Origin of the sequence: Chryseobacterium ginsengisoli, from assembly GCF_039542325.1 — a bacterium.
Lineage (GTDB): Bacteria > Bacteroidota > Bacteroidia > Flavobacteriales > Weeksellaceae > Chryseobacterium > Chryseobacterium ginsengisoli.
The window spans coordinates 70639-95039 of the sequence record NZ_BAABHX010000008.1 but is presented as its reverse complement, the minus strand read 5'-3'; the positions used below and the strand labels follow the sequence as shown (position 1 = coordinate 95039).

Annotated in this window: 28 protein-coding genes; 17 read left to right on the top strand and 11 right to left on the bottom strand. The window is 33.2% G+C overall.

Annotation, left to right across the window (positions count from 1 at the left end):
- Window positions 1-3 precede the first annotated feature (3 nt).
- A complete protein-coding gene (locus ABD940_RS19580; RefSeq protein WP_345207676.1) occupies window positions 4-630 on the top strand; it encodes a deoxyuridine 5'-triphosphate nucleotidohydrolase in 627 nt (208 codons plus the stop codon).
- Here ABD940_RS19580 and ABD940_RS19575 read toward each other — a convergent pair.
- The 7 genes from ABD940_RS19575 to ABD940_RS19545 all read right to left on the bottom strand — a co-directional run bounded on the left by ABD940_RS19575 (window position 622) and on the right by ABD940_RS19545 (window position 5877).
- Window positions 622-1857 (bottom strand): 3-deoxy-D-manno-octulosonic acid transferase, encoded by a 1236-nt coding sequence (locus tag ABD940_RS19575; RefSeq protein ID WP_345207674.1) that lies wholly within the window; start codon window positions 1855-1857, stop codon window positions 622-624. The two genes, ABD940_RS19580 and ABD940_RS19575, sit on opposite strands and share 9 nt — an antisense overlap.
- 3 nt (window positions 1858-1860) lie before the next feature.
- Window positions 1861-2370: a hypothetical protein gene (locus ABD940_RS19570; protein ID WP_345207672.1), complete on the bottom strand. Its 510-nt coding sequence runs from the start codon at window positions 2368-2370 to the stop codon at window positions 1861-1863.
- Between the two features lie 6 nt (window positions 2371-2376).
- The gene (locus ABD940_RS19565) at window positions 2377-2718 is read right to left on the bottom strand and encodes a cupin domain-containing protein (protein WP_345207670.1); all 342 of its coding nucleotides are present in this window, start codon (window positions 2716-2718) and stop codon (window positions 2377-2379) included.
- Window positions 2715-3182 carry a DUF1648 domain-containing protein gene (locus ABD940_RS19560; RefSeq protein WP_345207668.1) on the bottom strand — a complete coding sequence of 156 codons (468 nt, stop codon included), beginning with the start codon at window positions 3180-3182 and terminating at the stop codon, window positions 2715-2717. Before ABD940_RS19560 ends, ABD940_RS19565 begins: the two co-directional genes overlap by 4 nt.
- A gap of 19 nt (window positions 3183-3201) precedes the next feature.
- Window positions 3202-3918 (bottom strand): C40 family peptidase, encoded by a 717-nt coding sequence (locus ABD940_RS19555; RefSeq protein ID WP_345207666.1) that lies wholly within the window; start codon window positions 3916-3918, stop codon window positions 3202-3204.
- A gap of 86 nt (window positions 3919-4004) precedes the next feature.
- Complete coding sequence (locus ABD940_RS19550; protein WP_345207664.1) at window positions 4005-4652, bottom strand: O-methyltransferase; 648 nt, start codon at window positions 4650-4652, stop codon at window positions 4005-4007.
- A 391-nt stretch (window positions 4653-5043) separates the two neighbouring features.
- Window positions 5044-5877: an OmpA family protein gene (locus ABD940_RS19545; protein ID WP_345207662.1), complete on the bottom strand. Its 834-nt coding sequence runs from the start codon at window positions 5875-5877 to the stop codon at window positions 5044-5046.
- A gap of 90 nt (window positions 5878-5967) precedes the next feature.
- On the opposite strand from ABD940_RS19545, the gene tilS reads away from it, so the two are divergent.
- The 6 genes from tilS to ABD940_RS19515 all read left to right on the top strand — a co-directional run bounded on the left by tilS (window position 5968) and on the right by ABD940_RS19515 (window position 12317).
- Window positions 5968-7281: a tRNA lysidine(34) synthetase TilS gene (gene tilS / locus ABD940_RS19540; RefSeq protein ID WP_345207660.1), complete on the top strand. Its 1314-nt coding sequence runs from the start codon at window positions 5968-5970 to the stop codon at window positions 7279-7281.
- A 1-nt stretch (window position 7282) separates the two neighbouring features.
- Window positions 7283-9349: a protein-disulfide reductase DsbD family protein gene (locus ABD940_RS19535; protein ID WP_345207658.1), complete on the top strand. Its 2067-nt coding sequence runs from the start codon at window positions 7283-7285 to the stop codon at window positions 9347-9349.
- A 282-nt stretch (window positions 9350-9631) separates the two neighbouring features.
- On the top strand, window positions 9632-10153 hold the full coding sequence (locus tag ABD940_RS19530) for a biopolymer transporter ExbD (protein WP_345207656.1): 522 nt from the start codon (window positions 9632-9634) through the stop codon (window positions 10151-10153).
- A gap of 61 nt (window positions 10154-10214) precedes the next feature.
- Window positions 10215-10724 carry a hypothetical protein gene (locus ABD940_RS19525; protein ID WP_345207655.1) on the top strand — a complete coding sequence of 170 codons (510 nt, stop codon included), beginning with the start codon at window positions 10215-10217 and terminating at the stop codon, window positions 10722-10724.
- Between the two features lie 11 nt (window positions 10725-10735).
- A complete protein-coding gene (locus ABD940_RS19520; protein ID WP_345207654.1) occupies window positions 10736-11518 on the top strand; it encodes an alpha/beta fold hydrolase in 783 nt (260 codons plus the stop codon).
- Window position 11519: 1 nt separating this feature from the next.
- The gene (locus ABD940_RS19515) at window positions 11520-12317 is read left to right on the top strand and encodes a patatin-like phospholipase family protein (RefSeq protein WP_345207651.1); all 798 of its coding nucleotides are present in this window, start codon (window positions 11520-11522) and stop codon (window positions 12315-12317) included.
- Between the two features lie 40 nt (window positions 12318-12357).
- Here the strand turns inward: ABD940_RS19515 and ABD940_RS19510 are convergent, their stop codons facing one another.
- The gene (locus ABD940_RS19510) at window positions 12358-13365 is read right to left on the bottom strand and encodes a DHH family phosphoesterase (protein WP_345207892.1); all 1008 of its coding nucleotides are present in this window, start codon (window positions 13363-13365) and stop codon (window positions 12358-12360) included.
- A 235-nt stretch (window positions 13366-13600) separates the two neighbouring features.
- Here ABD940_RS19510 and rpmH point away from each other — a divergent pair, with 235 nt between their 5' ends.
- Window positions 13601-13759 (top strand): 50S ribosomal protein L34, encoded by a 159-nt coding sequence (gene rpmH, locus ABD940_RS19505; RefSeq protein WP_039365072.1) that lies wholly within the window; start codon window positions 13601-13603, stop codon window positions 13757-13759.
- 153 nt (window positions 13760-13912) lie between these two features.
- Entirely contained in the window at window positions 13913-14623 is a 711-nt protein-coding gene (locus tag ABD940_RS19500) for a cell division ATP-binding protein FtsE (protein WP_345207648.1), read from the top strand.
- 35 nt (window positions 14624-14658) lie between these two features.
- Here the strand turns inward: ABD940_RS19500 and ABD940_RS19495 are convergent, their stop codons facing one another.
- Genes ABD940_RS19495 through ABD940_RS19485 form a run of 3 tightly spaced genes read right to left on the bottom strand, consistent with a single transcriptional unit; the run spans window position 14659 to window position 17406 of the window.
- Entirely contained in the window at window positions 14659-15366 is a 708-nt protein-coding gene (locus tag ABD940_RS19495) for a tRNA1(Val) (adenine(37)-N6)-methyltransferase (protein ID WP_345207646.1), read from the bottom strand.
- Window positions 15366-16820 (bottom strand): sensor histidine kinase, encoded by a 1455-nt coding sequence (locus ABD940_RS19490; RefSeq protein ID WP_345207644.1) that lies wholly within the window; start codon window positions 16818-16820, stop codon window positions 15366-15368. The genes ABD940_RS19495 and ABD940_RS19490 overlap by 1 nt, the downstream gene beginning before the upstream one ends.
- Before the next feature lies 1 nt (window position 16821).
- A complete protein-coding gene (locus tag ABD940_RS19485) occupies window positions 16822-17406 on the bottom strand; it encodes a riboflavin synthase (protein ID WP_345207642.1) in 585 nt (194 codons plus the stop codon).
- Between the two features lie 48 nt (window positions 17407-17454).
- On the opposite strand from ABD940_RS19485, the gene pdxA reads away from it, so the two are divergent.
- The 8 genes from pdxA (at window position 17455) to ABD940_RS19445 (ending at window position 24335) form a co-directional block, all read left to right on the top strand.
- Window positions 17455-18546 carry a 4-hydroxythreonine-4-phosphate dehydrogenase PdxA gene (gene pdxA, locus ABD940_RS19480; RefSeq protein ID WP_345207640.1) on the top strand — a complete coding sequence of 364 codons (1092 nt, stop codon included), beginning with the start codon at window positions 17455-17457 and terminating at the stop codon, window positions 18544-18546.
- A gap of 84 nt (window positions 18547-18630) precedes the next feature.
- On the top strand, window positions 18631-19155 hold the full coding sequence (locus ABD940_RS19475) for a YceD family protein (RefSeq protein WP_345207638.1): 525 nt from the start codon (window positions 18631-18633) through the stop codon (window positions 19153-19155).
- A gap of 59 nt (window positions 19156-19214) precedes the next feature.
- Window positions 19215-19418, top strand: a complete 204-nt coding sequence (rpmF, locus tag ABD940_RS19470) for a 50S ribosomal protein L32 (RefSeq protein WP_007843326.1) — start codon at window positions 19215-19217, stop codon at window positions 19416-19418.
- 127 nt (window positions 19419-19545) lie between these two features.
- On the top strand, window positions 19546-20028 hold the full coding sequence (gene accB / locus ABD940_RS19465; RefSeq protein WP_345207636.1) for an acetyl-CoA carboxylase biotin carboxyl carrier protein: 483 nt from the start codon (window positions 19546-19548) through the stop codon (window positions 20026-20028).
- 99 nt (window positions 20029-20127) lie between these two features.
- Complete coding sequence (accC, locus tag ABD940_RS19460; protein ID WP_345207633.1) at window positions 20128-21483, top strand: acetyl-CoA carboxylase biotin carboxylase subunit; 1356 nt, start codon at window positions 20128-20130, stop codon at window positions 21481-21483.
- Between the two features lie 132 nt (window positions 21484-21615).
- Window positions 21616-22122: a hypothetical protein gene (locus ABD940_RS19455; RefSeq protein WP_345207631.1), complete on the top strand. Its 507-nt coding sequence runs from the start codon at window positions 21616-21618 to the stop codon at window positions 22120-22122.
- Window positions 22123-22295: 173 nt separating this feature from the next.
- Window positions 22296-23546, top strand: a complete 1251-nt coding sequence (gene rocD, locus ABD940_RS19450) for an ornithine--oxo-acid transaminase (protein WP_345207629.1) — start codon at window positions 22296-22298, stop codon at window positions 23544-23546.
- Window positions 23547-24335: a glycosyltransferase family 2 protein gene (locus ABD940_RS19445; protein ID WP_345207627.1), complete on the top strand. Its 789-nt coding sequence runs from the start codon at window positions 23547-23549 to the stop codon at window positions 24333-24335.
- The last annotated feature ends 66 nt before the right edge of the window (window positions 24336-24401 follow it).

The window sequence follows — 24401 nt, the reverse complement described above, 5'->3', positions numbered from 1 at the left end:
AAAATGGAATATTCAAAAGAATTTAAGACAGCTTTAAGTAATTTTTCTCCCATAGAAAAAGACCGTCTGATCTTCAGATTATTGAAAAAGGACAAACTTTTGTCTAAAAAACTGTATTTCGAATTAATCGATCCGGAAACAACTGACAATAAACGAGATGCAATGGAAGAAATTGTTGCAGAAAAGGTTTTATTGGCTTCAAAATATATCAGCAATCAAAAATATTTTCTAGGAATTATCCGAAAAATAAGCGCAGAAATTACCGAACATGTAAAAATTACGACCGATAAATTCGGAGAAGTTTCGCTTAATTTATTGTTGATTAATAAGATCTTAGAATACAATGAAGATCTTAGTAGACAAAGATTTGATAATGTTTACAAACTGTATCTTTATCTTATTAATAAAACTGTGAAAGCATTAAGTTTAATAAAAAAACTAGATGCCGATTATTGGATGGAGCTTGATGAGCATTTGGAAACTTTAGAAGAAAAAATTCATCAAAACAATTATTTATCAAAACTTTTCATCAACAATGGAATCGATTTCAATTGGCTGACAAGCGATAAAATTCCGGAAAATTTCGATCAAATTATAAAAGAAATAAAAAGTCAGGGATTTTTAAGATAGGATTTTAGTAATGATCAATTCTGTGGAATTTGGTTTTTCTGTAATAAATTTTTCTGCATTTTTAGACATCGAATTCCTTGTTTCATCATCATTTAAAAGGTATAAAATAAAATCTGAAGCCATTCCTTCTTTCTCAAACGACCGACCTCCGTCTACAGAAATCAATTCGTCCGCTTCAGGATTTTTCTTATAGTGATTTCCGAAAATAACAGGAACTCCGAAAGTTGCTGCCTCTAAAATATTATGCAATCCCGCCTCATGAAAACCGCCACCAACAACAGCAATATCTGCATAAGAATACAGTTTTGAAAGCAAGCCTATGCTGTCTATCAATAAAATTTCATATTCTTTAACCGGCAATTCGGCTTTTTGAATTTCACTATATAGAAGAGCTTCAGGAAACAACTCTTTCAGTCTGTTTACTCTTTTCAGATCATGAGGAGCTACGATAAATTTTGTGTATGGATTTCCACTAAAAGTTTCGGCTAAAATAATTTCTTCAGATCTCCATGAGCTTCCAAAAACCACGACTTTATTATTTTCTCCAATAAATTCTTTAATAAATTCTACATGATTATCCCGTTTTCTTAATTGCCTCACACGATCAAATCTTGTATCTCCCGTTACAGAAGATTTTGTTAAACCAATACTTTTCGTTAAAGCAAAAGAAATTTCTGTCTGATGAAAAAACCAGTCAATATTTTTTTGTAATTGCTTTACAAACCATTTTCCATACGAAGTAAAAAACGATTGTCCATCATAAAATAAAGCCGAAATTACATATGTTTTTGCGCCTTGATCTTTTAATTCCTGTAATAAATTATACCAGTAATCATACTTCACCGTAAAATATAGTTCAACAGAAAATTGCGAAATAAATTCCTTTACAGTGGATTTTTTATCAAAAGGTAAATAACAAATTACATCTGCGATATGTTTCTTTTTAACAACATTTTCATAACCGGACGGAGAGAAAAAAGTTACCAAGATTTTATGAGTAGGAAATTGCTGCTTCAATTGTTCCACTACAGGTAAACCTTGTTCATATTCACCTAAACTTGCAGCATGCATCCAAATGACTTTATCAGACTTTTTGAAGACCGATTTCACTTTCCCCAAAGATTCTTTTCTTCCTTCAACGCCTTTTTTAGTTTTATCATTAAACAACGAAAAAACCTTCATCCCGAAGATGAGCAGATTAATAAATATGTTGTACAAAAAAGACATTTTCTAACTTTTTGTTAAACCTCTAAAAAATTGAATCCCGCCAAAAATTACAGCTCCGTAAGCGATAACACCGCCTTTCCCACTTGCAACAGAAGCAATGGTGACAATCAGCCCTCCGAAAAACCATAAAGCACCATATAGCACATCATTATTAGCCTGTTTTTGTTCGTGCTGCTGAATAAGACTTGCTCTTAATTGCAATAACCTTTCATAATCTATTCTTTCCTCATCACTTTTCTCCAAAACATTAATTTTTGATGAGCTATATTCTGCATAATCAGCAACTCCATTATTCTGGAAAAACTCCTGTTCTAGTTCGGAGATTGATTTTTGATGACTTTCACTAAATTCTGCTATCAGATTTTCTAACTGATCATTGAATGGAATTCCTCTCTTTCTCAATTCTGAAATTGCAAGAATTACTGTTTCTTTAGTATAGTTTTTCCAGTTTACCACCACTTCGGATAAACCTCCATTTTTTGTCTGAGAAATCTCAAGTAAAGTTTTGTTCATGTGTTATTAGATAATATCTTTTCTATCATTATTCGTAGAAGGATTTGAAATGACTAAAAATTCCAGATCTTCCATAGATTCATTAGAAATATAGTGTTTTGATTTTGGTAAAATAGTAATACTTTCTCCAGCTTTTAAAGAAAATTTCTCATCATTAATATACAGAACAGCTTCACCTTTTAAGATGTAAAAGAATTGTTCTGCATGATCATGAAAATGTAATTTTTCTGTAGTTCCGGAAGGCATCTTTTCTTGCTTGATCGACAGATTTTGAGAATCTTTCAGAATCCAGCTGTCGCAGCCATTTCCCCAAATATAATGTTCGGAATTGTTTTTAGATTGTATCATTTGAATTGCGCTGTAATTATAAAAACGAACATTACGCTTACTAGAACCGACAAGATCGCAGTTGTCATCGGAATTCTCGGTTTGGCATTTTCATCAAAAGAATATCTGAACATATAATCCTGACTGTTCAAAAAAATCATCATGATTAAAAAGTATATCCATCTTATAAAAATTTTCATGATGAGAAACTGCGCATATTCATTTTCAGGAGTAATTTTTACAGGGAAATTAGCCGATTCCGGATCTCTGACAACAAATGCAAATAAAGCATACAGTGCAACAGCCAAAACAGGCAATAAAAAAGAATATTTTTTGCTTCCGAAATTATCCGGCTTGCCGTCAAAATCAAAATGGACAGGAATAGTTTTTGGTAAAGTTTTATAATTCTTCACGGTAAACCACCACATGAAGACAACCAATCCAAAATTAAAAATATCAAAAATTGCAAATAGAATATTCTCCATTCCAGATCAACTTTTAAAATTATAAAATACTTTTTATGACTCTTAATTTATGAGTATGTTTATTCAGTTCTTTATTGAAAATCCCTGTAGAATCCAGTGTATCGATTCTCACTTTTCCTGAAGCATGGATAATTCTTTGATTATCAAGCATGATTCCTACATGAATAATTTTTCCTTCAGGATTTTCAAAAAATGCCAAATCGCCAAGCTGGCTTTCTTCAACAAAAGTTAAGGATTCACCGACTTCAACCTGTTGAGAAGTGTCTCTTGGCAATTTTATATTGTGAACTTTGTAAACCAATTGTGTAAAACCAGAGCAATCAACTGCAAAAAAACTTTTCCCGCCCCATAAATACGGAACATTCAGAAATTCCTTTGCCGTTAAAGCAATACTTTCACGCACATCGTGACTTCTTCTGGATGCAACCACAGGAAATTCCACTTCCGAACCCATCGAAAGCAAAGTTTTTCCGTCGTTCATCAAAACGGAAGCGAAATCTTCAGTCACCACCGTAACTTTTCGTTTTGCCAGATCTTCGTCTGTTACAGGCTTTAATTGTTTTGTATCCATCCATCCTTCATAGCCGTCGTAATGCATTTTTATTTTGGTCCAGTTTTTATTCACTTCCAAAATATCTGCACTTTCGCCAAACAATATTTCCGTAACAATTTCCGCTCTGTCAGATCCTTCTGCACGAACGGGCGCTACTGTAACAATACAAATTCCTTTATTCATGTTTCAAATTTAGAGATTAAGAAATTTAGGAAGTAAGAAAATCAATGTTTTCTAATGTCTAAATCTCCGAATTCTTTAATTTTTAATTACTTTCTGCGAAGAAAGTTTACTCCGTCACGCAAAGGTAAAATAAGATTTTCAAAATCATCATCTTTTGCGATCAGATCATTTAATTCCTTGATTATCTGTGTAGATTTTTGCTTAGGATTTTCTTCGAGTACTTTTCCGTACCAAAGAACGTTATCGAACATTACAACTGATCCTGATTTTGTTCTTGGTTTAATTAATCTGAAATATTCTGCATAATTTTCCTTGTCTGCATCAATAAATACAAGATCGAAAACCTCATCAGTTTCTCTTAAAAACTCTTTCGCATCCTGTAGTTTAAAATCAATCTGATTTGAATATTCACTTTCTGCAAAATATTTCTTTGGTAGATAAGCTAAATCTTCATTTACATCCAGTGTTGTAATTTTTCCATCTTTTGTCATACCCGTTGTAAGACAAAGTGTAGCGTATCCCGTGAATGTTCCGATTTCAAGAATGTTTTTCGGCTGCATCATTTGAGAAATTATCGTTAATAATCTTCCCTGCTGATAACCGGAAATCATGTGTGGCTGTGTTGTTTTCTGGTATGTTTCCCTTCTTAATTTTCTCAGAATTTCAGGTTCTGAGGAAGCATGCGTTTCCAAATACCTGTCCATTTCTGGATTTGTTTCTTCAAAAAAGCTCATTCTACAATTTTTTATTCTTTCAAATTTACTTAAATATAAGGAAAAACTATGAAAAATCCTAAAGATTATAAAGCATGGGGAATTCCCCATATCAATTACCGTAAAAATACGGATACCATAATTTACGAATAGCTCTAACTTTGCAATGAAGGGTAAAAACACACATACACATGTTTGTCGGAGAAAAACAAATTAACAAGAAGAATCAGAAGACCGCAGCGCCGAAAAGCAATGCGGGCTCTTCTTTAGGCAAAACTAAACCAGAAATATCCAATTCATTTTTTCAAAGAATTATTTCATTATTGAAAAAAGAAGAACTAATTTGATTAAAAAAATAAATCCCGAATTGCTTCGGGATTTATTTTTTATTGATTGAATGTTTTGTTCCTGTTTATTTCTTTGGTGCGATATCCATTAATTTCATAAACTCATCAAGTTTAGGCATAATGATAATTTCCGTTCTTCTGTTTTCAGCTCTTCCAGAAACGCTCATATTTGTCGCTTTAGGATTGTATTCAGAACGTCCACCTGCTGTAATTCTAGCAGGATCAACTCCAAACTGCGTCTGTAAGATTTTTGCAACCGCTGTTCCTCTCAATGCAGAAAGATCCCAGTTGTCTCTTGGCAGACTTGTAGAATTTAATGCTGCGTTATCTGTGTTACCTTCGATCAATACAGAATATTTATCGTAATCGTTGATTACTTTAGCAACTTTTCCTAACACTTCCTGAGCCGCAGGAAGAATGTTGAAATCTCCTGTTTTGTACAACATTTTATCTGAAAGAGAGATCATTACAACTCCTTTCAATACTTTCACCTGAACATCATCATCGGTTACGTTATCCAAAGATCTTTTTAATTTGTTTGACAATGCCAAGTTTAAACTGTCATTTTTAGCATTATTTGAAATCAATTGTTTGATATAAGAATTTGAAGAGTTGATCTCTCCTACTAACTTATCGATATTTGCAGAACTTTTCCCTGAATTTGAAAGACAGGCATCAAGTGAAGATTTTAAAGCATCATGCTGACTTTTAAGTAAATTATTTTCACTAACCAATGCAGCATTCTGAGACTTCATTTCCTGAATTTCTCTTTGTCTTTCTCCTACGTTTTCAATACATTGCTTGTAATTTGAGCTTAGCGCGTCATACTGCTTTTTGCTAATACAAGATGTCATTCCCAACACCATTGCAGATACCGCTAAAATTTTAAAAATTTTCATAAATAATCATTTTTAGACCAGCCAAAGGTAACGAAATTCATTTTAATTATATGGATTATCTTTGCATAAAAGAAATTCTCAACATATCTATTGAAAACGTCAGACTTAAAAAACCAATTAGAAAATCTCGTTTATATTCCGGAAAATCACAGCTATCTTTTGGCGGTGAGCGGAGGTTCCGATTCTATGGTTTTAACTCATATTTTTAAGGACTTAGGAATTAATTTTCAGATTGCACATATCAATTATCATCTTCGTGGAGAAGATTCTGATCTGGATCAAAAAGTTGTACAGAATTTTTGCGAAAAACATCATATTAAATTTCATTTATATGAAGTTTCAGCAAAAGATCAAAAGCCGGAAAATTCAATCCAGCTTTGGGCGAGAGAATTGAGATATGCTTTTTTTAAACAAATTCAGGAAAAAGAAAACCTGGAATTTTTAGTAACCGCTCATCATTTGAATGATCAGCTGGAAACTTTTATTATTAATCTTTCAAAAGCATCCGGAATTAATGGCTTGAGTGGAATTCCTTCGAATGATAATCATACTTTAAGACCCCTTTTAAATTTTACCAAAGAAGAAATCTACGAATTTGCAAAAGACAACAATATTGAATACCGCGAAGATCTTTCCAATAAAAAAAGTGATTATCTAAGAAATAAGATCAGGAATGAAATTGTTCCAAAACTTTTGGAAACGAATGATCATTTTCTAGAAAATTTCAAAAAAAGTAGTTCTTATTTAAATCAGACTAAAGATTTTGTTCAGCAACAAATTCACGAAATTGAAGGCAAAATTTCGATTTTTAACAAAGATCATAAAATCTTATCCAAAAACAAGCTGAATCAGGAAAGTGATTTCGTCAAGTTTGAGATTTTAAAAAAATATGGTTTTGATCAGGAAGAAGAAATTCCGAAAATCTTTAAAGCCGAAAACGGAAGTTCTTTTTTTTCAAAAGATTATCAGTTGATTATCAATCGAGATGAATTGATTTTAATTAATAAAGATGAAGAACCAGAAATTCAGGAAGAAATTCTCCTGATCGAAAATTTTGACTTTTCCAAAAACCAAATTCTCATTAATCTCGAAGATGTTATTGGAGAGATTGAAGAAATCAATAAAATCGTTGAGTGGGATTTCGATGCCGAAAAACTCCATTTCCCATTGCGATTGAGAAGACAAAAAGACGGTGATGAATTTTATCCGACAGGTTTTTTGGGGAAAAAGAAGGTTTCTAAGTTTTTTAGGGACAAAAAATTATCTATTTTAGCGAGGCAAAAAATCTGGATACTGACTGACAGCAAAAATTCTGTACTCGGAATCATCCCTTTCAGGCAAGACAGAAGAAATTCTAAGGATGAGAATACGAAAAAGATTCTCAAAATTTTTAATAAAAAGTAAAATGAAATTTAAAAGCTGGTTTCTATTAATTCTGTTGTTTTTGGCGACAGGAATTAATGCACAAATCAAAAATCCTGTAAAATTTAAATTTACCATCAACGAATTAGGCGACAATCAATACGAAGCTGTGTTGAATGCGACTATGGAAAGCGGTTGGCATATTTATTCTAAAGATATTCCGGAAGACACAGGAATTCCGACTGAATATAAAGTTTCAGGAAAGAATATCGAACTGATCGGAAAATTTACAGAAACAGGTAAAAAGCATGAAGAATTTTCTGAGGCTTTCGGAGGAAAAATTATTTTTTACTCTAATTCTGCCGGTTTCAAGCAAAAATTTAAATTAAAGGACGGAACAAAACCGGGAGATGTCGTTGCGGAAATTACGTATCAGACTTGTGACGACAGAGTTTGTCTTGCTCCGAATACATTAGAATTCAACAAACAAGTTACACCAAAAGGTGCAACTGAGGAAGTTAAAACTGATGAAAAAGTACCTGCAAAAGATTCTTTACAACCTGTAGTGGATACTTTAGGAAATGTTGTTCAGACTGCAGTTCCTACCGCAGAAGTTTCAAAACTTGATCCTAAACAATTAAAAATACAGTCAATCGACATCCAAAAACCTTTGACGGATTGCGGAACAGGTTCATCAAAAATCAGCGAAAATTATTGGACTTATCTATTATTAGGATTTATCGGAGGGTTGATTGCATTATTGACGCCGTGTGTCTTCCCAATGATTCCTTTAACGGTTTCGTTCTTCACAAAAGGAAATAAAAACAAAGCAAAAGGTAAAAGAGATGCATTGATCTATGGATTTTTTATTTTCTTAATTTTTGTTTTATTAAGTGTTCCTTTTCATTTAATTGATGGAATTGCAGGAAATGTCTTTAATGAAATTTCTACAAACGTCTGGCTGAACATTGCATTCTTTATCATATTCATTTTCTTCGCAGGAAGTTTCTTCGGATATTATGATATCACGTTGCCAAGTTCGATTGCGAACAAATCTTCAAAAGCGGAAGAAGCAGGCGGAATGATTGGAATTTTCTTCATGGCTCTGACTTTGGTGATCGTTTCTTTCTCTTGTACAGGACCAATTTTGGGAAGTTTACTTGGAAGTGCAATTACAGGATCTGCAAACGTTCCTATGTTACTGACATTTGCTTTGGCAGGTTTCGGGTTGGCTTGGGCGATCGTTTTCGGATTATTGGCACTGTTCCCGCAAGCTTTGCAAAGTCTCCCAAAATCCGGAGGTTGGATGAATACCGTGAAAGTAGTTTTAGGGTTTGTAGAATTAGCTTTAGCATTGAAATTCTTATCAAAAGCAGACTTAGTTTCTAAAACGTTCTTAATTAAAAGAGAACTTTTCATCGCGATCTGGATTATCGTTGCAATAGGTTTAGCAATATATTTATTCGGATTAATAAAATTCCCGCACGACGATAAAAAACCAAAAATTTCTGTTGCAAGAAAGATTTTAGGAGTATTGGGAATTGGTTTTGTTGTTTATCTGGTTCAAGGGTTAATTCCTGCGGAACGTCCGAAATTACAATTATTAAGTGGTATTTTACCTCCATTAAATGTAAGTTATTTCCACGATGAAAAAGATGGAATTTTGGGAATGCATCCTGAACATGATTTCTTTAAAGCAATTGAACTAGCAAAAAAGGAAAACAAACCGATTTTGATCGACTTCACTGGTTACGGTTGCGAGAACTGTAGAAAAATGGAGGAATTCGTCTGGAGCGAGCCTGATATTTTACCAATCCTTCAAAACGATGTTGTTCTTGCCTCCCTTTATGTGGATGATAAAGAAGAACTTCCGGAAGATCAGAAAACAAAGATCGATCTTGGTGACGGACAAATGAAAAAAGTACAGACCATCGGTGACAGATGGAGCTTGTTCCAACAAGTGAATTTTAATAACAATTCTCAGCCGCATTATGTTTTATTAACTCCGGATGGAAAAGTGATCAACACGCCGGTTTCAGGATATATGGAAAAAGAGAAGTTCAAAAAATTCCTTGAATGTGGGATTAATTACTTCAAAAACAATAAATAAGTAACTTCAAATATTATTTAAAACTCATGTCGAAAAGCGTGAGTTTTTTCTTTTAAGATCTTTTCTTAATAAAGGTAACAAATAAAGAATTATCCTTAAAATATGATAAAGTTTTATGAATGTTAGAGTACTTCAAGCTGTTTTTATGTTAAAATTTAATTCATTTTAAACATTTAACATTATTTTGAAATTTTAGGTATAAACTTTGTATAGATTCACAAACAAAAGTACGGATACCTTATCCTTATCACAAACTGTTTAACATTTTAAAAATTAATAACTATGGCTGAAGTAATTGCACAAGAGAAGCAAGGAGGAAGCAAACAAAGAAAAAAACCAATCAGAGTGGATATGACTCCAATGGTAGATTTAGGATTTTTATTGATCACATTCTTTATGTTTACGACAAATTTTACAAAACCCAATGTAATGGATTTGGGATTGCCGGCGAAAGGTCCTCATCCAACAAATGTTCCATACATTGATAATTTAAATCAGGTTACCTTTATTTTAGGTAAAGACAACAGAGTTTTCTATCATCAAAGCAATAAAGATGAGTTAAACAAAAGCAATCTGAAAGAAACAAACTTCAGTGGAATCAATATCACTAAAATCATTTCTGAAGCTTACAACAATGCTCCGAAAAAGGAAAATTTCACAATCATCGTTGAACCTACAGATGATGCAAACTATAAAAATTTCGTAGATGTTTTAGACAATATCGCGATTTCCAAAAAGGAACAATACGGAATTACTGATATCAAACCTTGGGAAAAGAAAGTTTACGAAGAATTAACCAAATAAAATAGAAGGGCATTTTTAAAATGCTCTTTTTTTTATCTATTTTTGGGTATAATTTTATATAATGAAAAACTTTTTAGCCACAATTGCTCTTTCAGTCGCAATTATTTCATGTTCTAAAAAAGATGCAACTTCTACTTCAAAACAAGTTGACAGTACAAAAATCATTGATTCTATCAATGCTGTAACAACGAAAATAAATGACAGCATCAAATCTAAAAATCATTTCAAAGATTTTAGCGGAACTCACAAATTCACACACAATTCAATAAAAACTTCAGGATCTGTTGATTTCAAAAAAATTGATGGAGAAGCTGATCATTACAATGTAACCGGAGATATCAAATCTGGAAACGACTACGTGCATATCGACGGATTTATGGCAGTGATATCCGACAAACACATGAATTTCACAGGAGGCATTTCCGAAAGTGTATCTGAAAGCGAAAATGGAAAACTATATGTAAGAAAAGGCACAAAAACCTTTATGTCTAAAGACGGCGGAAAAACATACAGACTTCAGGATATGGTGAATGGTTCGGGATTTGTTGAGTATATTGATATTCACTTTTAATTGTTGAAATTATGTTAAACTTTGAGAGAAAAGGAAACGGAAAAGAAACTTTGGTTTTACTTCACGGTTTCATGGAGAATCTTCACATTTGGAACGACATGGAACCTCATCTTTCTGAAAATTTTTCATTGCTAAAAATCGATCTTCCCGGTCATGGACAATCAGAAATTATTGCAGAAGTCCAGACGATGGAACTTGTTGCGGAAGAAGTGAAAAAAGTATTGGATGATCAAAATTTAACGAAAATTCATTTGTTGGGACATTCAATGGGAGGCTATATTTCTTTAGGTTTTGCCGAAAAATATCCGGAATATCTGAAAAGTTTAACATTATTTTTTTCCACTTACTTTCCGGATGATGCCGAGAAAAAAGAACAGCGCATAAAAAGCTACAGAATTATAAAAGATGCCTTTCCTCATTACGCAAGAATTGGAGTTCCAAACTTATTCAATCCCAACGAAAGAGATATTCTCGAAGGAAAAATTGAAACAGCTTTAGAAATTGCCCTTTCTACAAATAATCTCGGAGCTTTAGCATCAGTAAAAGGAATGGTCGAAAGAACCGATAAAAAGCACGTTCTAGAAAACCTGGATGCCAAGATTTTAGTCATCGCAGGAAAACACGACAATGCTGTAAAAACAGAATTGCTGATTAAAAATCTTCCGGACAAAACCAATATAAAATCCTACATTCTCGATTGCGGACACAACGGACATTGGGAAAAACCCAGTATTTGTGCAGAAATCATCAATACAGAACTTCTTCATAATCTACCGAAACATTTAGTTTTCTGATATGCTGGATTTTCTGTCTTTCAAAAAAAAGAAACCTGTAATCGGCTTGACTTTGTCTGGCGGAGGAATGCGTGGAATTGCCCATATTGCAGTTTTAAAAGCTTTGGAAGAATATAATCTGAAACCCGATATTATCTCAGGAACCAGCGCAGGATCTATCGTTGGAGCATTTTATTCTTTCGGAAAATCACCGGATGAAATGATGGAAATTGTAAGGCAAACCACTTTTTTTTCGAGATCATTTTTAAAACTTTCCAAGAACGGGATTTTCAGTTCAAAATTTATTATGAAATTATTTACGGATCATTTTCCCGAAGATGATTTTAAAATTCTTAAAATTCCGGTTTACGTTGCAGCTACAGAAATGACTCATGGAATCGTGGATTTCTTTTCGGAAGGTGAACTTTTTGCTCCATTATTGGCTTCTTCAAGTGTTCCGTTTATTTTACCACCTGTAAGAATTGGCGAAAAAATTTACGTCGACGGCGGAGTTTTAGATAATTTGCCGATCGAACCTATTGTTGATAAATGTGATTTTTTAATCGCCTCTCACGTTAATTCCATCAGTTATGACAGTCTGGAAAAGATGAGTTTAATGAAAGAATTTGACAGGATCTTACATTTGGCAATCGCTAAATCGGTTTACTCTAAAGCAAAAACCTGCGATATATTTTTGGATCCGCCGAAAATGACAAAGTTCAGTTTATTCAATAAAAAATTTCTTGATATTATGTTTCAGGAAGTGTATGAATATACTTGTAAAGAGCTTGAAGAAAAAGGTTATTCGCGATTTTCCTAATTTTTTTTATAACTGAGAAATGCAGTTATTTTAAGCTAAATTACAAATTTTCCTCCCCTTCTATTCTACCTTTAAAAGTTTCAATTGTATTCTGCAAAGATTCATTAGATTTTCCACCCGCTGCATTGATATGACCTCCTCCACTGAAATATTTTCTTGAGAATTGATTAACATCCACATCATCTTTACTTCTGAAAGAAATTTTAATGAAATCTTCATACAGATCTTCCATGAAAAATGCTGCCATTTTTACGCCTAGAATACTCAGTCCGTAATTTACAAAACCTTCTGTATCTCCTTTCTGGAAGCCATATTCTTTTAATTCTTCTCTCGTAAGATATAATACTGCAACTTTTCCGTCTTTTACCACTTCGATTCTTCCTAAAATCAAAGCCAATAAATGAAGACGTGAAACTGTATTTGTATCCCAAGTATTTGAAGTGATCATTGCGGGATCTGCTCCTTTTTCAATTAAATTAGCAACAATTCTATGCGTCGTTGCGCTTGTAGAACGGAAACGGAAACCTCCCGTATCGGTCATAATTCCTGTGTAAAGACATTCTGCAATATCTGTGTTCACCAAATTTTCATCATTCATCGCTTCGATAAAATGATAAATCATCTGACAGGTCGCAGGAATAATTGTATCAGAATATACATAATCGAAATTTTCCGGCTGCTGATGGTGATCAATAAGGATTTTTTTTCCTTTTGCATTTGTCAGCCAATCTCCAAGCAAACCGATTCTTGAAGGAGAATTAAAATCAAGACAGAAAATAACATCTGCTTCACTTATCAGATCAAAAGCAACTTTTCTTTTATATTCGGCAATCAGTGCTCTTTTTGCTTCAGGCATCCATTTTAGAAACTTCGGAAAATCGTTTGGAACGATAACTTCAGCAAAAATTCCTTTAGCTTTTAAATAATGTTTCAGACCAAGACTGGAACCAATCGCATCACCGTCCGGATTGTAATGTGTAAGAATTACGATTTTGTTTTCTGGAGTAAGTAACGTATTGATTTCTAAAAGTTCTGCTGGTGTAAACATCATTATGTTTATTTTTTCTTTAATTTTGAGTTTTCAAAGATAAAGCTTTTAAATAAATCAATCCTATTATTTTTAATTATAGAGAAATTCGTGTTGTAATCGGACTTTATCAATAATTGATAAAAAAAGAGATTAAAAAAATCAAAAAAAGAGTGGTAAAGTTTGCAACTTTTAAAAAATTCCATATCTTTGCAACCTGAAAATTAATAGATAATTACGATTTAAACATATAGTAATGAGTAAAAGAACATTCCAGCCATCAGAAAGAAAAAGAAGAAACAAACACGGTTTCAGAGAAAGAATGTCTACGCCAAATGGAAGAAGAGTTTTGGCTGCGAGAAGAGCTAAAGGCAGAAAGAGTTTAACTGTAAGTGCTGCACGCGCTAAGAGATAATTCTTTATTATCATATACGAATCATGCTTGAAAAGTTTATTTTCAGGCATTTTTTGTTGTTAAAATTTCCTAAAATTTAGGTTCTTTATTCTTCTTTTTCCTATTTTTAAAATCTGAAAAAATATTTTAGAAACAGCACTTTAAATCTGAATTATGCCACATACAAATATCGCCGGAGATAATATCATAAGTTTGCAGCACGCAAAGATTGCACAAAAAAACTTTACGGTTCTTTCTGATGTGAATCTGAACATTAAAAAAGGAAGATTCTGCTATCTTATCGGAAAAACAGGTTCCGGAAAAAGTTCACTTTTAAAGACTTTGTACGGACACATTCCTTTAGCAGCAGGACATGGAGCAGTTGTAGGTTTTGACCTGGAAAAAATGAGAGCTTCAGACGTTCCGAATTTGAGAAGAAAATTAGGAATAGTTTTTCAGGATTTCCAATTGCTTTCTGACAGAACGGTTGAGAAAAACTTAATTTTCGTTTTACAAGCAACAGGCTGGAACGACAAGGTAAAAATGGAAGACCGCATCAATGAAGTTCTTGGAAGCGTAAACATGAAGAGTAAAAAGCATAAAATGCCGCATGAACTTTCAGGAGGTGAACAACAGCGTATTGCAATTGCAAGAGCTCTTTTGAATCATCCGGATTTGATCTTAGCGGATGAGCCTACAGGAAATCTTGACCCTGAAACTTCTAACGAAATTATGACATTATTGAAGCAGGTTGCCCTTGAAAACGGAGCCGCTGTTGTAATGGCAACTCATGATTATCATATGATTCAAAATTTCCCGGGAGAAGCAATCAGATGTGAAGACGGAAAAGTTTCTGTTTTAGATACTGCTGAATTATTTGAATAAGAAATTAAGATTAAGAAATTACTAACTTCTAAAATCTAATTTCTAACATCTTTTTTAAAGATATGAAACTCTTTGGTGAGTTCAAGATATTGGTCCGAGTATTTTCTCGGACTTTTTTCTATGATAAATTCTGATTCTTCAAGATTTTTTTCAACTAGAGAAAATTCAAGAACTAATCTTTTTATCTTTGAGTTTTCAATTCCTTTAATATTGATCTTTCGACTTAAAAACAATTGATTTTCTTTCGCAATCTCAATAAAGCTCTCACCTACTTCAACAGGAATTATGACTGAAAAAATTCCATTTTCAGAAAGCAATATTGAAGATTTTGAAATTAATTGCTTAAAATTTAATTCAACCGTTTGTCTTGCAATTTTATCTTTATCGGATTCTGAAGATTCGAAATATGGTGGGTTTGAGACAATTAAATCAAATTTATCATCCGTTTTAAAAGTCTTAAAATCCTGATGACTATTTTTTAGTCTTAATTGAAAAGGAGAATTCTCAAAATTAATTTTGGTAAGATTCACAGCTTCTTCATTAATATCAATTCCTAAAAACTCGGCTTTGGAGTTTCTTTGAGCCAACATTAATGAAATTAAGCCCGTTCCTGTCCCTACTTCCAAAACTTTAGAGGCATTATTTACGTCAACCAAAGCACCCAACAAAACACCATCCGTTCCCACACGGAAAACATCTTTAGATTGTTGAATTTCAAATTGCTTAAATATAAAAGGTTTCACTATAAATTCGTTGGCAAAGTGATTGTAAATGTAGAACCTTTTCCAAGTTCGGACTTTACAGTAATTTCTCCTTTATAATCTTCTACCATTTTTCTTACCATTGATAAACCAAGTCCCATTCCGCTATTTTTTGAAGTAAAATTCGGTTCAAAAATTCTTTCGTACATATTTTCATCAATTCCAATTCCATTATCCTGAATCGAGATGATAACCCTTCTCTGATGCTGTTCCACATCTACATTGATCATCATTTTTCTTTCATCACTTTCTGCCTGTCTTGCGTTCGTGACAAGATTTGTAATAATTCTGGACAGATAAATTCTATCCATATTAATCATAATATTACCTTTATTGGAATGCATAAAAATACTGTCATCATTGAAAACACGAAGAATATCTTCCACTTCTGTATTCAGATTAATGACTTCATTATTTTTTTCGGGAAGTTTGGCAAATTCCGAGAAAGCCGAAGCAACTGTTGCAATCAAATCGATCTGATCAACCATTGTCTTGCTCATCTGTTTCACTCTTTCTCTTATGTTTGGATCATCCGGATCGAATTTTCTTTCAAAGTTTTGAATGGTTAATTTCATGGGTGTCAAAGGATTTTTCACCTCATGAGCAACCTGTTTTGCCATTTCCCTCCAAGCTTCTTCAGATGCTTTAAAACGGAGTCTTTCCTTCTGATCCTGAATCTGGAGAATCATCCTATTATAAGCTCTTGCCAAAGCATTCAGCTCATCATTTTTATAATATCGGATTGGTCGCATCTCATTCTCAAACAATGTGATACGTGTGATCATATCAGAAAACTTGGTAATGGTTTTTGCTAAACTGTTAGACATCACCCAACTAAACCAAATACTAAATAAAATTAAAAGAATATCAACTAAAATGATATATTTCGCATAGGTATTTAAAACCTCAAAATAAGCCGTTTCATCGTAATAAAGCGGAATATATACAATTGCAATCGGCTCCAGATCATTATTTTTTAATAATAAATAAGAAGAAGTAAGCACTGCATCTTTTGTTGGATCATAACCTTTGATATCAACTCTCGCTTTGGTTGCTAAAATCTTGTTTACAATATTAATAGGTACTTTTTTTTGCTCTACAAGATTCTCTTCCCTATTAGACAAAAGGTAATTTCCTTTCAGATCGTACAAATAAATATCATGATGATTGATATCGGCAATCTCAAAAATTTTACTTTCTAAAACCTTTTTCAGGTCATCAGTTTTTACGCGTGTACTGCTCAATGCATAATCCAGATAGCCCATTACGGCTCCTGTTTTAGTCTGCATATCAATCTCACTTTGTTTCTCATAATTTTGCTTTAAAACAAAGTAAGGAACCAGCGAAGAAGCAACAACACTTAAAAGACACACCAATAAGAAACCGAAAAATACCCGATTCCTTAAGCTATATCCTTTGTACATACTTATTGACATGCTATCTTTTAATTAACTTAGCAATATACTTACCAATTATGTCAAATTCTAAATTAACTTTATCTCCGGCTTTTAAATGTTTCATATTTGTAAATTCCCAAGTATACGGAATAATTGCCACTGAAAACTGAGCGTCTTCGCTTTTTGCCACCGTTAAACTTATTCCGTTTACCGTAATAGAGCCTTGCGGTACTGTTACAAAACTTCCGTTATCTTCATATTTCATGGTAATAAAATAACTTCCGTCCTTATTTTCAATGCTTACAACCTCTCCTGTCTTATCAACGTGACCTTGTACAATGTGTCCGTCTAATCTTCCGTCCATTTTCATGCAACGTTCAAGATTTACAACAGAACCTACTTCCCATTGTCCGAGATTTGTTTTTTCTAATGTTTCATTGATTGCTGTTACCACATATTGATGTCCATCAATTTTAACAACAGTAAGACAACAACCGTTATGTGCAAGACTTTGATCTATTTTCAATTCAGTTGTAAAAGGGCAGGTAAGAGTAAAATCAATGTTACTTCCATTTTCTTCAATCTTCTCAATTACTCCAACCGCTTCAATAATTCCTGTGAACATATTATTTTTTGCTAAATTTGTAAATTATAATGTTCAAAGATAATCAAAATGAGCCCAAAAAACCATAAAGTACGAGTAGGAATTTCAATTGGAGATTTCAACGGCATCGGTCCCGAAATCATCATGAAATCCCTTGCAGACAAAACCATTACGGATTTTTTCACGCCTGTAATTTTTGGTTCGGGAAAATTATTTACCTATCAGAAAAATATTTTTAAGCTTAATATCAACTTCAATTATATTAATGAAGCTTCACAGGCACAGGCAGGAAAACTTAATATGGTAAATCTTGTGAAGGAAAATTCTATGGTAGAATTGGGAACTCCGACGGAAGAATCCACAAAAATGGCGATTGATTCTTTAGAAGCTGCAACTGAAGCTTTAATAAAAGGAGAAATTGATGTTTTGGTAACCGCACCGATCAACAAAGATGAAATGGTGAAAATGGGCTTCAAACATGCAGGTCACACAGGATATTTTGAAGAGAAATTCAATAAAAAAGGCTTGATGTTTTTGGTAACTGAAGATCTTAAAGTTGCTGTTTTAACACACCATATTCCAATTTCTCAGGTTGCTGAAAATATTTCTAAAGAGAAAATAAAAAAACAGATCCGAGTTTTAAACCAAACTTTAATTGAAGATTTTAATATTTCAAGACCGAAAATAGCAGTTTTAGGATTAAATCCACATTCTGGAGACGGTGGCGTCATCGGTAATGAAGAAATTGAGATCATTTCTCCGGCAATCAAAGAACTTTCAGATAACGGAATTTTGGCTTTCGGACCTTTCCCTGCCGACAGTTTTTTCCAGCCGAGCAAATACAAAAGTTTTGATGCTGTTTTAGCAATGTATCACGATCAGGGACTTGCTCCTTTTAAAACGTTAGCTTATGAAGAAGGGGTAAATTATACAGCCGGACTTCCATTCATCAGAACTTCTCCGGATCATGGAGTTGCGTATGATATTGCAGGAAAAAACATTGCCGATGAGCAGAGTTTTACAGAAGCAATATTCACCGCGATTAAGATTTTTAAAAACAGAAGTGAATATAATGATCTGATGAACAATCGCATGCAGCCAAGAAAAATGGCGATGGATAACGGAATTGACGAAGATCTGCCAGATGAAACTGATGCATAAATCTTTAATAGAGATTTTAAATTAATTTGTTGGGAATTTTATTTGTTATTATAAAAAAATTGCATATTTTTGCACACTCATTTTATGGACAAGTTAAGAAACTATGATGTAAGCTTTTCCGGACTGAAAACCGGGAAACATGTGTTCAGGTTTGAGATAGATAAAGAGTTCTTTCAATTATTTGACACTGAACAGGAATTTACAAATCCTAAAATCACAGTAGATGTTTTATTAGATAAACACACTACTTTTTTAGAATTTGAGATTAAAGTAAACGGAACGGTAGAATTGGTTTGTGATATCACAAACGACAGTTTTGATCATCCCATTGAGAACCAAATCAAGGTCTTGGTGAAGTTTGGAGAAGAGTACGATGACAGTGAAGAAGATGTAATCACCATCCCAACCAGCGACCATGCTTTTAATATTGCACAATTGATTTACGAAAACGTGGCACTTTCAATACCAATGAAAAAAATATCACCGAACGTAAGCGAAGAAGATCTGGCAATCCTGGAAAAGTTCAGCCCAAAAGAAATTGAGAAAGAAAAAGAACAAGAAAGCGACCCGAGATGGGACGCATTAAAAAATTTAAAGAATAAAAATTAAATAGTTTAATGATGGGATGATGAATCTCATCGCTCATCAATTAAAAAAGTTATTACAAAATGGCACATCCAAAGAGAAGACAGTCGTCTACAAGAAGAGATAAGAGAAGAACTCACTACAAAGCTGTAGTTCCTCAATTAGCAAAAGATGCAACAACAGGAGAGCTTCACCTATACCACAGAGCTCACTGGCATGAAGGAAAATTATACTACAGAGGAAAAGTAGTATTAGAAAAAGAAGTAGCAACTACTGAAGAAAACTAAGAGTCGATTTTCACTGAAAAACACTCGTTTTAATACAAAAACCGCCCGATTTTTATAAAATTTGGCGGTTTTTTGTTGTTTTTTGTCTTTTTTTGGTATCTTTGAACCAAAATCAAATATCAAATTTATGGACATTAAAGACATACAAAATCTTATCAAGTTTGTATCTAAAGCTGAAGTTTCTGAAGTGAAATACAAAACTAAAGATTTCGAAATCACTATTAAAACTCCATTAGCTGGAAGCGACGCAGTATATGCTCAACCTGCAGTTTATCACACTGCTCCACAACAAATGGCGGCTCCTGCACAAGCGGCAACTCCGGCGGCGGCTCCTGCTGAAAAAGCTGAAGCTGTATCTGATGACAGCAAATATATTACCATCAAATCTCCAATGATCGGTACTTTCTACAGAAAACCATCTCCTGATAAAGACGTATTCGTAAATGTAGGTGACGAAGTTTCTGTTGGAAAAGTAGTTTGTGTAATTGAAGCAATGAAATTATTCAACCAAATTGATTCTGAAGTAAGCGGAAAAATCGTTAAAATTTTAGTTGACGATGCTACTCCAGTTGAATACGACCAACCTTTATTCTTAGTAGATCCATCTTAATTAGAAGTTAGATGTTAGACATTAGATGTTAGACTAAAATTCTACATTCAAATAACATTAATCTAATTTTCAAATTATCTAATTTTCAAATTTAAGAAGATGTTCAAAAAAATATTAATTGCCAATCGTGGCGAAATTGCAATGCGTATTTTACGTACTTGTAAAGAAATGGGAATCAAAACTGTTGCAGTATACTCTACTGCCGACAAAGACAGTCTTCATGTAAGATTTGCTGACGAGGCTGTTTGTATTGGTCCTGCGATGAGTAAAGACTCATACCTAAAAATCCCTAACATTATTGCTGCTGCGGAAATTACAAATGCAGACGCAATTCACCCAGGTTATGGATTCTTATCTGAAAATGCTAATTTCTCAAGAATTTGCCAGAAGAACGGTATTAAATTTATCGGTGCTTCTCCTGAACAGATTGAGAGAATGGGAGACAAAGCAAATGCTAAAGCTACCATGAAAGCTGCAAACGTACCTTGTGTACCTGGTTCTGAAGGATTAATTGAATCTTATGAGCACGCAGTAAAAACAGCAGAAGAAACAGGCTATCCTGTAATGATCAAAGCCACTGCAGGTGGTGGTGGAAAAGGGATGAGAGCTGTTTGGAAAGCTGAAGACCTTAAAGAACACTGGGAATCTGCAATTCAGGAAGCTGTTGCTGCATTCGGAAACGGAGGTATGTACATGGAAAAACTGATCGAAGAGCCAAGACATATCGAGATTCAGGTTGCAGGTGATCAATTTGGTAAAGCTTGTCACCTTTCTGAAAGAGACTGTTCTGTACAAAGAAGAAACCAAAAATTAACTGAAGAAACTCCTTCTCCATTCATGACTGACGAACTTCGTGAGAGAATGGGTGAAGCAGCAGTAAAAGCAGCAGAATTTATCGGTTATGAAGGTGTAGGAACTATTGAATTCCTTGTTGACAAACACAGAAATTTCTATTTCATGGAAATGAATACGAGAATTCAGGTAGAGCATCCAATTACTGAACAGGTTATTGATTATGACTTGATCAGAGAACAAATTCTTTTAGCTGCAGGAACTCCAATTTCAGGAATTAATTATTACCCGAAATTACATTCAATCGAATGTAGAATCAACGCGGAAGATCCTTACGCAGATTTCAGACCTTCTCCGGGGAAAATCACAGGATTAAATATTCCTGGTGGACACGGTGTAAGAGTTGATACTCACGTTTATTCCGGATATACAATTCCTTCTAACTATGACTCAATGATTGCAAAACTGATCACGACGGCTCAAACTCGTGAAGAAGCTATTGCAAAAATGAGAAGAGCGTTGGAAGAATTCTATATTGAAGGAGTAAAAACTACAATTCCTTTCCACAGACAACTAATGGATAATGAAGATTATCTTGCAGGAAACTATACTACAAAATTCATGGAAGATTTTGTAATGGATAGAAAATACGAAAATCACTAAGATTATTCTAAATAAAATTTTAAACCGTCTCATTGTTGGGACGGTTTTTTATTTATGAAAATAGCTCATTTGTGGTATTGTGAGATATTTTTAACTCGATTAACTTTAATAAAATAAAACTCAAACCAATTGATGCAAAATAAATTAAAACAGATTTTATTATTTATCTTCCTTTCTGGAATTTGGAATATCGCTTTTTCTCAGGAAAAAGAAATTTTAAAAATACTTAATAGAGAACTTAAAAAAGAAGTAAAAAATCAATTCAAATCATCCAATTTCAATGGTGATACTATTCGAATTGTTGAAGGATTTAGTATTGACACTCATAAAAATCTATCGTTTCAGATAAAGAAAACAAGCCCATATTTTACTGGTTATCAAACAATAAAGCAAAAAGTTTCTCTTGCAAAGATTTTAAAAGTCGGAAAAGATATTCAGATTATTCTTGAAACAGAAAAAGATGCTGTTACTACAGAATATCTAAGTTCTGACGGTGATCTACGAGAAGAAACAATAAAAGGAAGTCTATTTTTCCTCTATCTTTCTAATGAAAAACAAAATGACGATTTGGGTATTGAATTACAAGAAGCTTTTCAAAAAGCAGGTTTTCAGGTTAGTAAAGATTATTGGTATGATTGATAATCACTTTAATTAAAGATATAATACCTGCAACACTCTACTAATCTGAGCAATATTTTCTAAAGCATTCATTTTTAAGATCAAAATGCACTTAAATCAAGCCTTAATTCAGTATCAGGTTTCTGTTTATCTGTATCATTTATAATGTTTAAATTTGTGAAAACCTAAAATTTATGTCTACAGTAGAAACAGTAAAAAATTCACAATATTTCATTGAGCTTGAGGACAAATACGGTGCTCATAATTACCACCCTCTTCCGGTTGTTTTAGACAAAGGAGAAGGTGTTTTTGTCTGGGATGTTGAAGGCAATAGATATTATGATTTTCTTTCAGCATATTCTGCTGTAAACCAAGGACATTCTCACCCGAAAATTGTAGGAGCATTGGTTGAACAGGCTCAAAAATTAGCCTTAACATCAAGAGCTTTTTACAATTCAAAATTGGGAGAATATGAGCAAAAAATCACTACTCTTTTCGGCTTTGATAAAGTTTTACCGATGAATTCCGGAGCTGAAGCTGTGGAAACTGCCGTAAAATTAGCAAGAAAATGGAGCTATGAAGTAAAAGGAATTTCTGAAAACGCTGCAAAAATAATTGTTTGTGAAAACAATTTTCACGGAAGAACAACAACGATCGTTTCTTTTTCTAATGATCCTGATGCGAACCAAAATTATGGTCCTTTTACTCCCGGATTTATTAAAATTCCTTACAACGACATTCAAGCTTTAGAAGAAGTTTTGGCTCAAGATGCTCAAAATATTGCGGCATTCCTTGTTGAACCAATTCAAGGTGAAGCTGGAGTGTATGTTCCGGATGAAAATTTCTTAAAAAATGCTTCTGAGCTTTGTAAAAAACACAATGTTCTTTTTATTGCAGATGAAGTTCAGACGGGAATTGCAAGAACAGGAAAATTAATTGCCTGTCACCACGAAGATGTTCAACCGGATATTTTAATTTTAGGAAAAGCTCTTTCCGGCGGAATGTATCCTGTTTCAGCTGTTTTGGCGAACAATGAAATCATGAATGTAATTAAGCCAGGTCAACACGGCTCAACTTTCGGTGGAAATCCGATTGCCTGTGCTGTTGCAGTTGCTGCTTTAGATGTAGTTGAGGAAGAAAAATTATCTGAAAGAGCGGAAGAATTAGGAAAATTATTCAGATCGGAAATTGAAAAGGTAATTGAGAAAAGTGATTTAATTACAAAAGTAAGAGGAAAAGGTTTATTAAATGCAATTTTAATTAATGATACTCCTGAAAGCTCTACTGCATGGAATCTTTGTTTAAAATTAAAAGAAAAAGGATTACTGGCAAAACCAACTCACGGAAATATTATCAGACTGGCTCCGCCTTTGGTGATTACTGAAGAACAGTTGCTGGATTGTGTGAAAATTATTGAAAAAACTATTTTAGAATTCAAAAAATAAATGCCGCTTTCACTTGCAATTATTACTTACAATGAGGAAGAAAACATTGTAAGACTTTTGGATACAGTAATAGATATCGTGGATGAAATCGTAATTGTTGATAGTTTTTCAACAGACAAGACTAAAGAAATATGCACACAAATGTATCCCAAAGTAAAATTCTTTGAGAAAAAATTCAATGGGTATGGTGAACAAAAAAATCATGCCCTTAACTTATGCACTCAGGATTGGGTTCTTTTTTTGGATGCAGATGAAGTTCCGAATGAGGAAATGAAAAAATCAATTCGTGAAATTGTAGATTCACCTTGTTCGAAATTCGACATTTATAATGCAAAATTCATCAATCATCTTGGGATTTATATCATAAAACATGGAGGTTGGGGAAATGTTGAAAGAGAAAGACTCTTCAAAAGAGATGCTGCAATATATTCTGATGATAAGGTGCACGAATTTTTAATTGTTAATAAAAAGCAGGGATGTTTAAACGGTAAAATTCATCATTATACTTACAAAAGTATCCATCATCATGTATCGAAAATTAATAAATATTCTGATATGATGGCTGAAAAAATGTTTGAGAAAGGAAAAAGAGTGAAGCGTTTCAAAATTATTTTTAGCCCGTTTTATGAGTTTAATAAAGTGTTTTTCTTTAGATTTGGTTTCTTAGACGGTTTTGCCGGATTTTATATTGCGCAAACCATGTCTTATTACACTTTTTTAAAATATATAAAACTGCGTGAAAAGGTAAGATTGAAAGAACTTGAAAAAAAGCACATTAAAGTAACATGATTCTATATCTCTGTATATTTTTATTAATTGTTTTTATTATTGTCTATTTCAGACTTTATCTTTTTC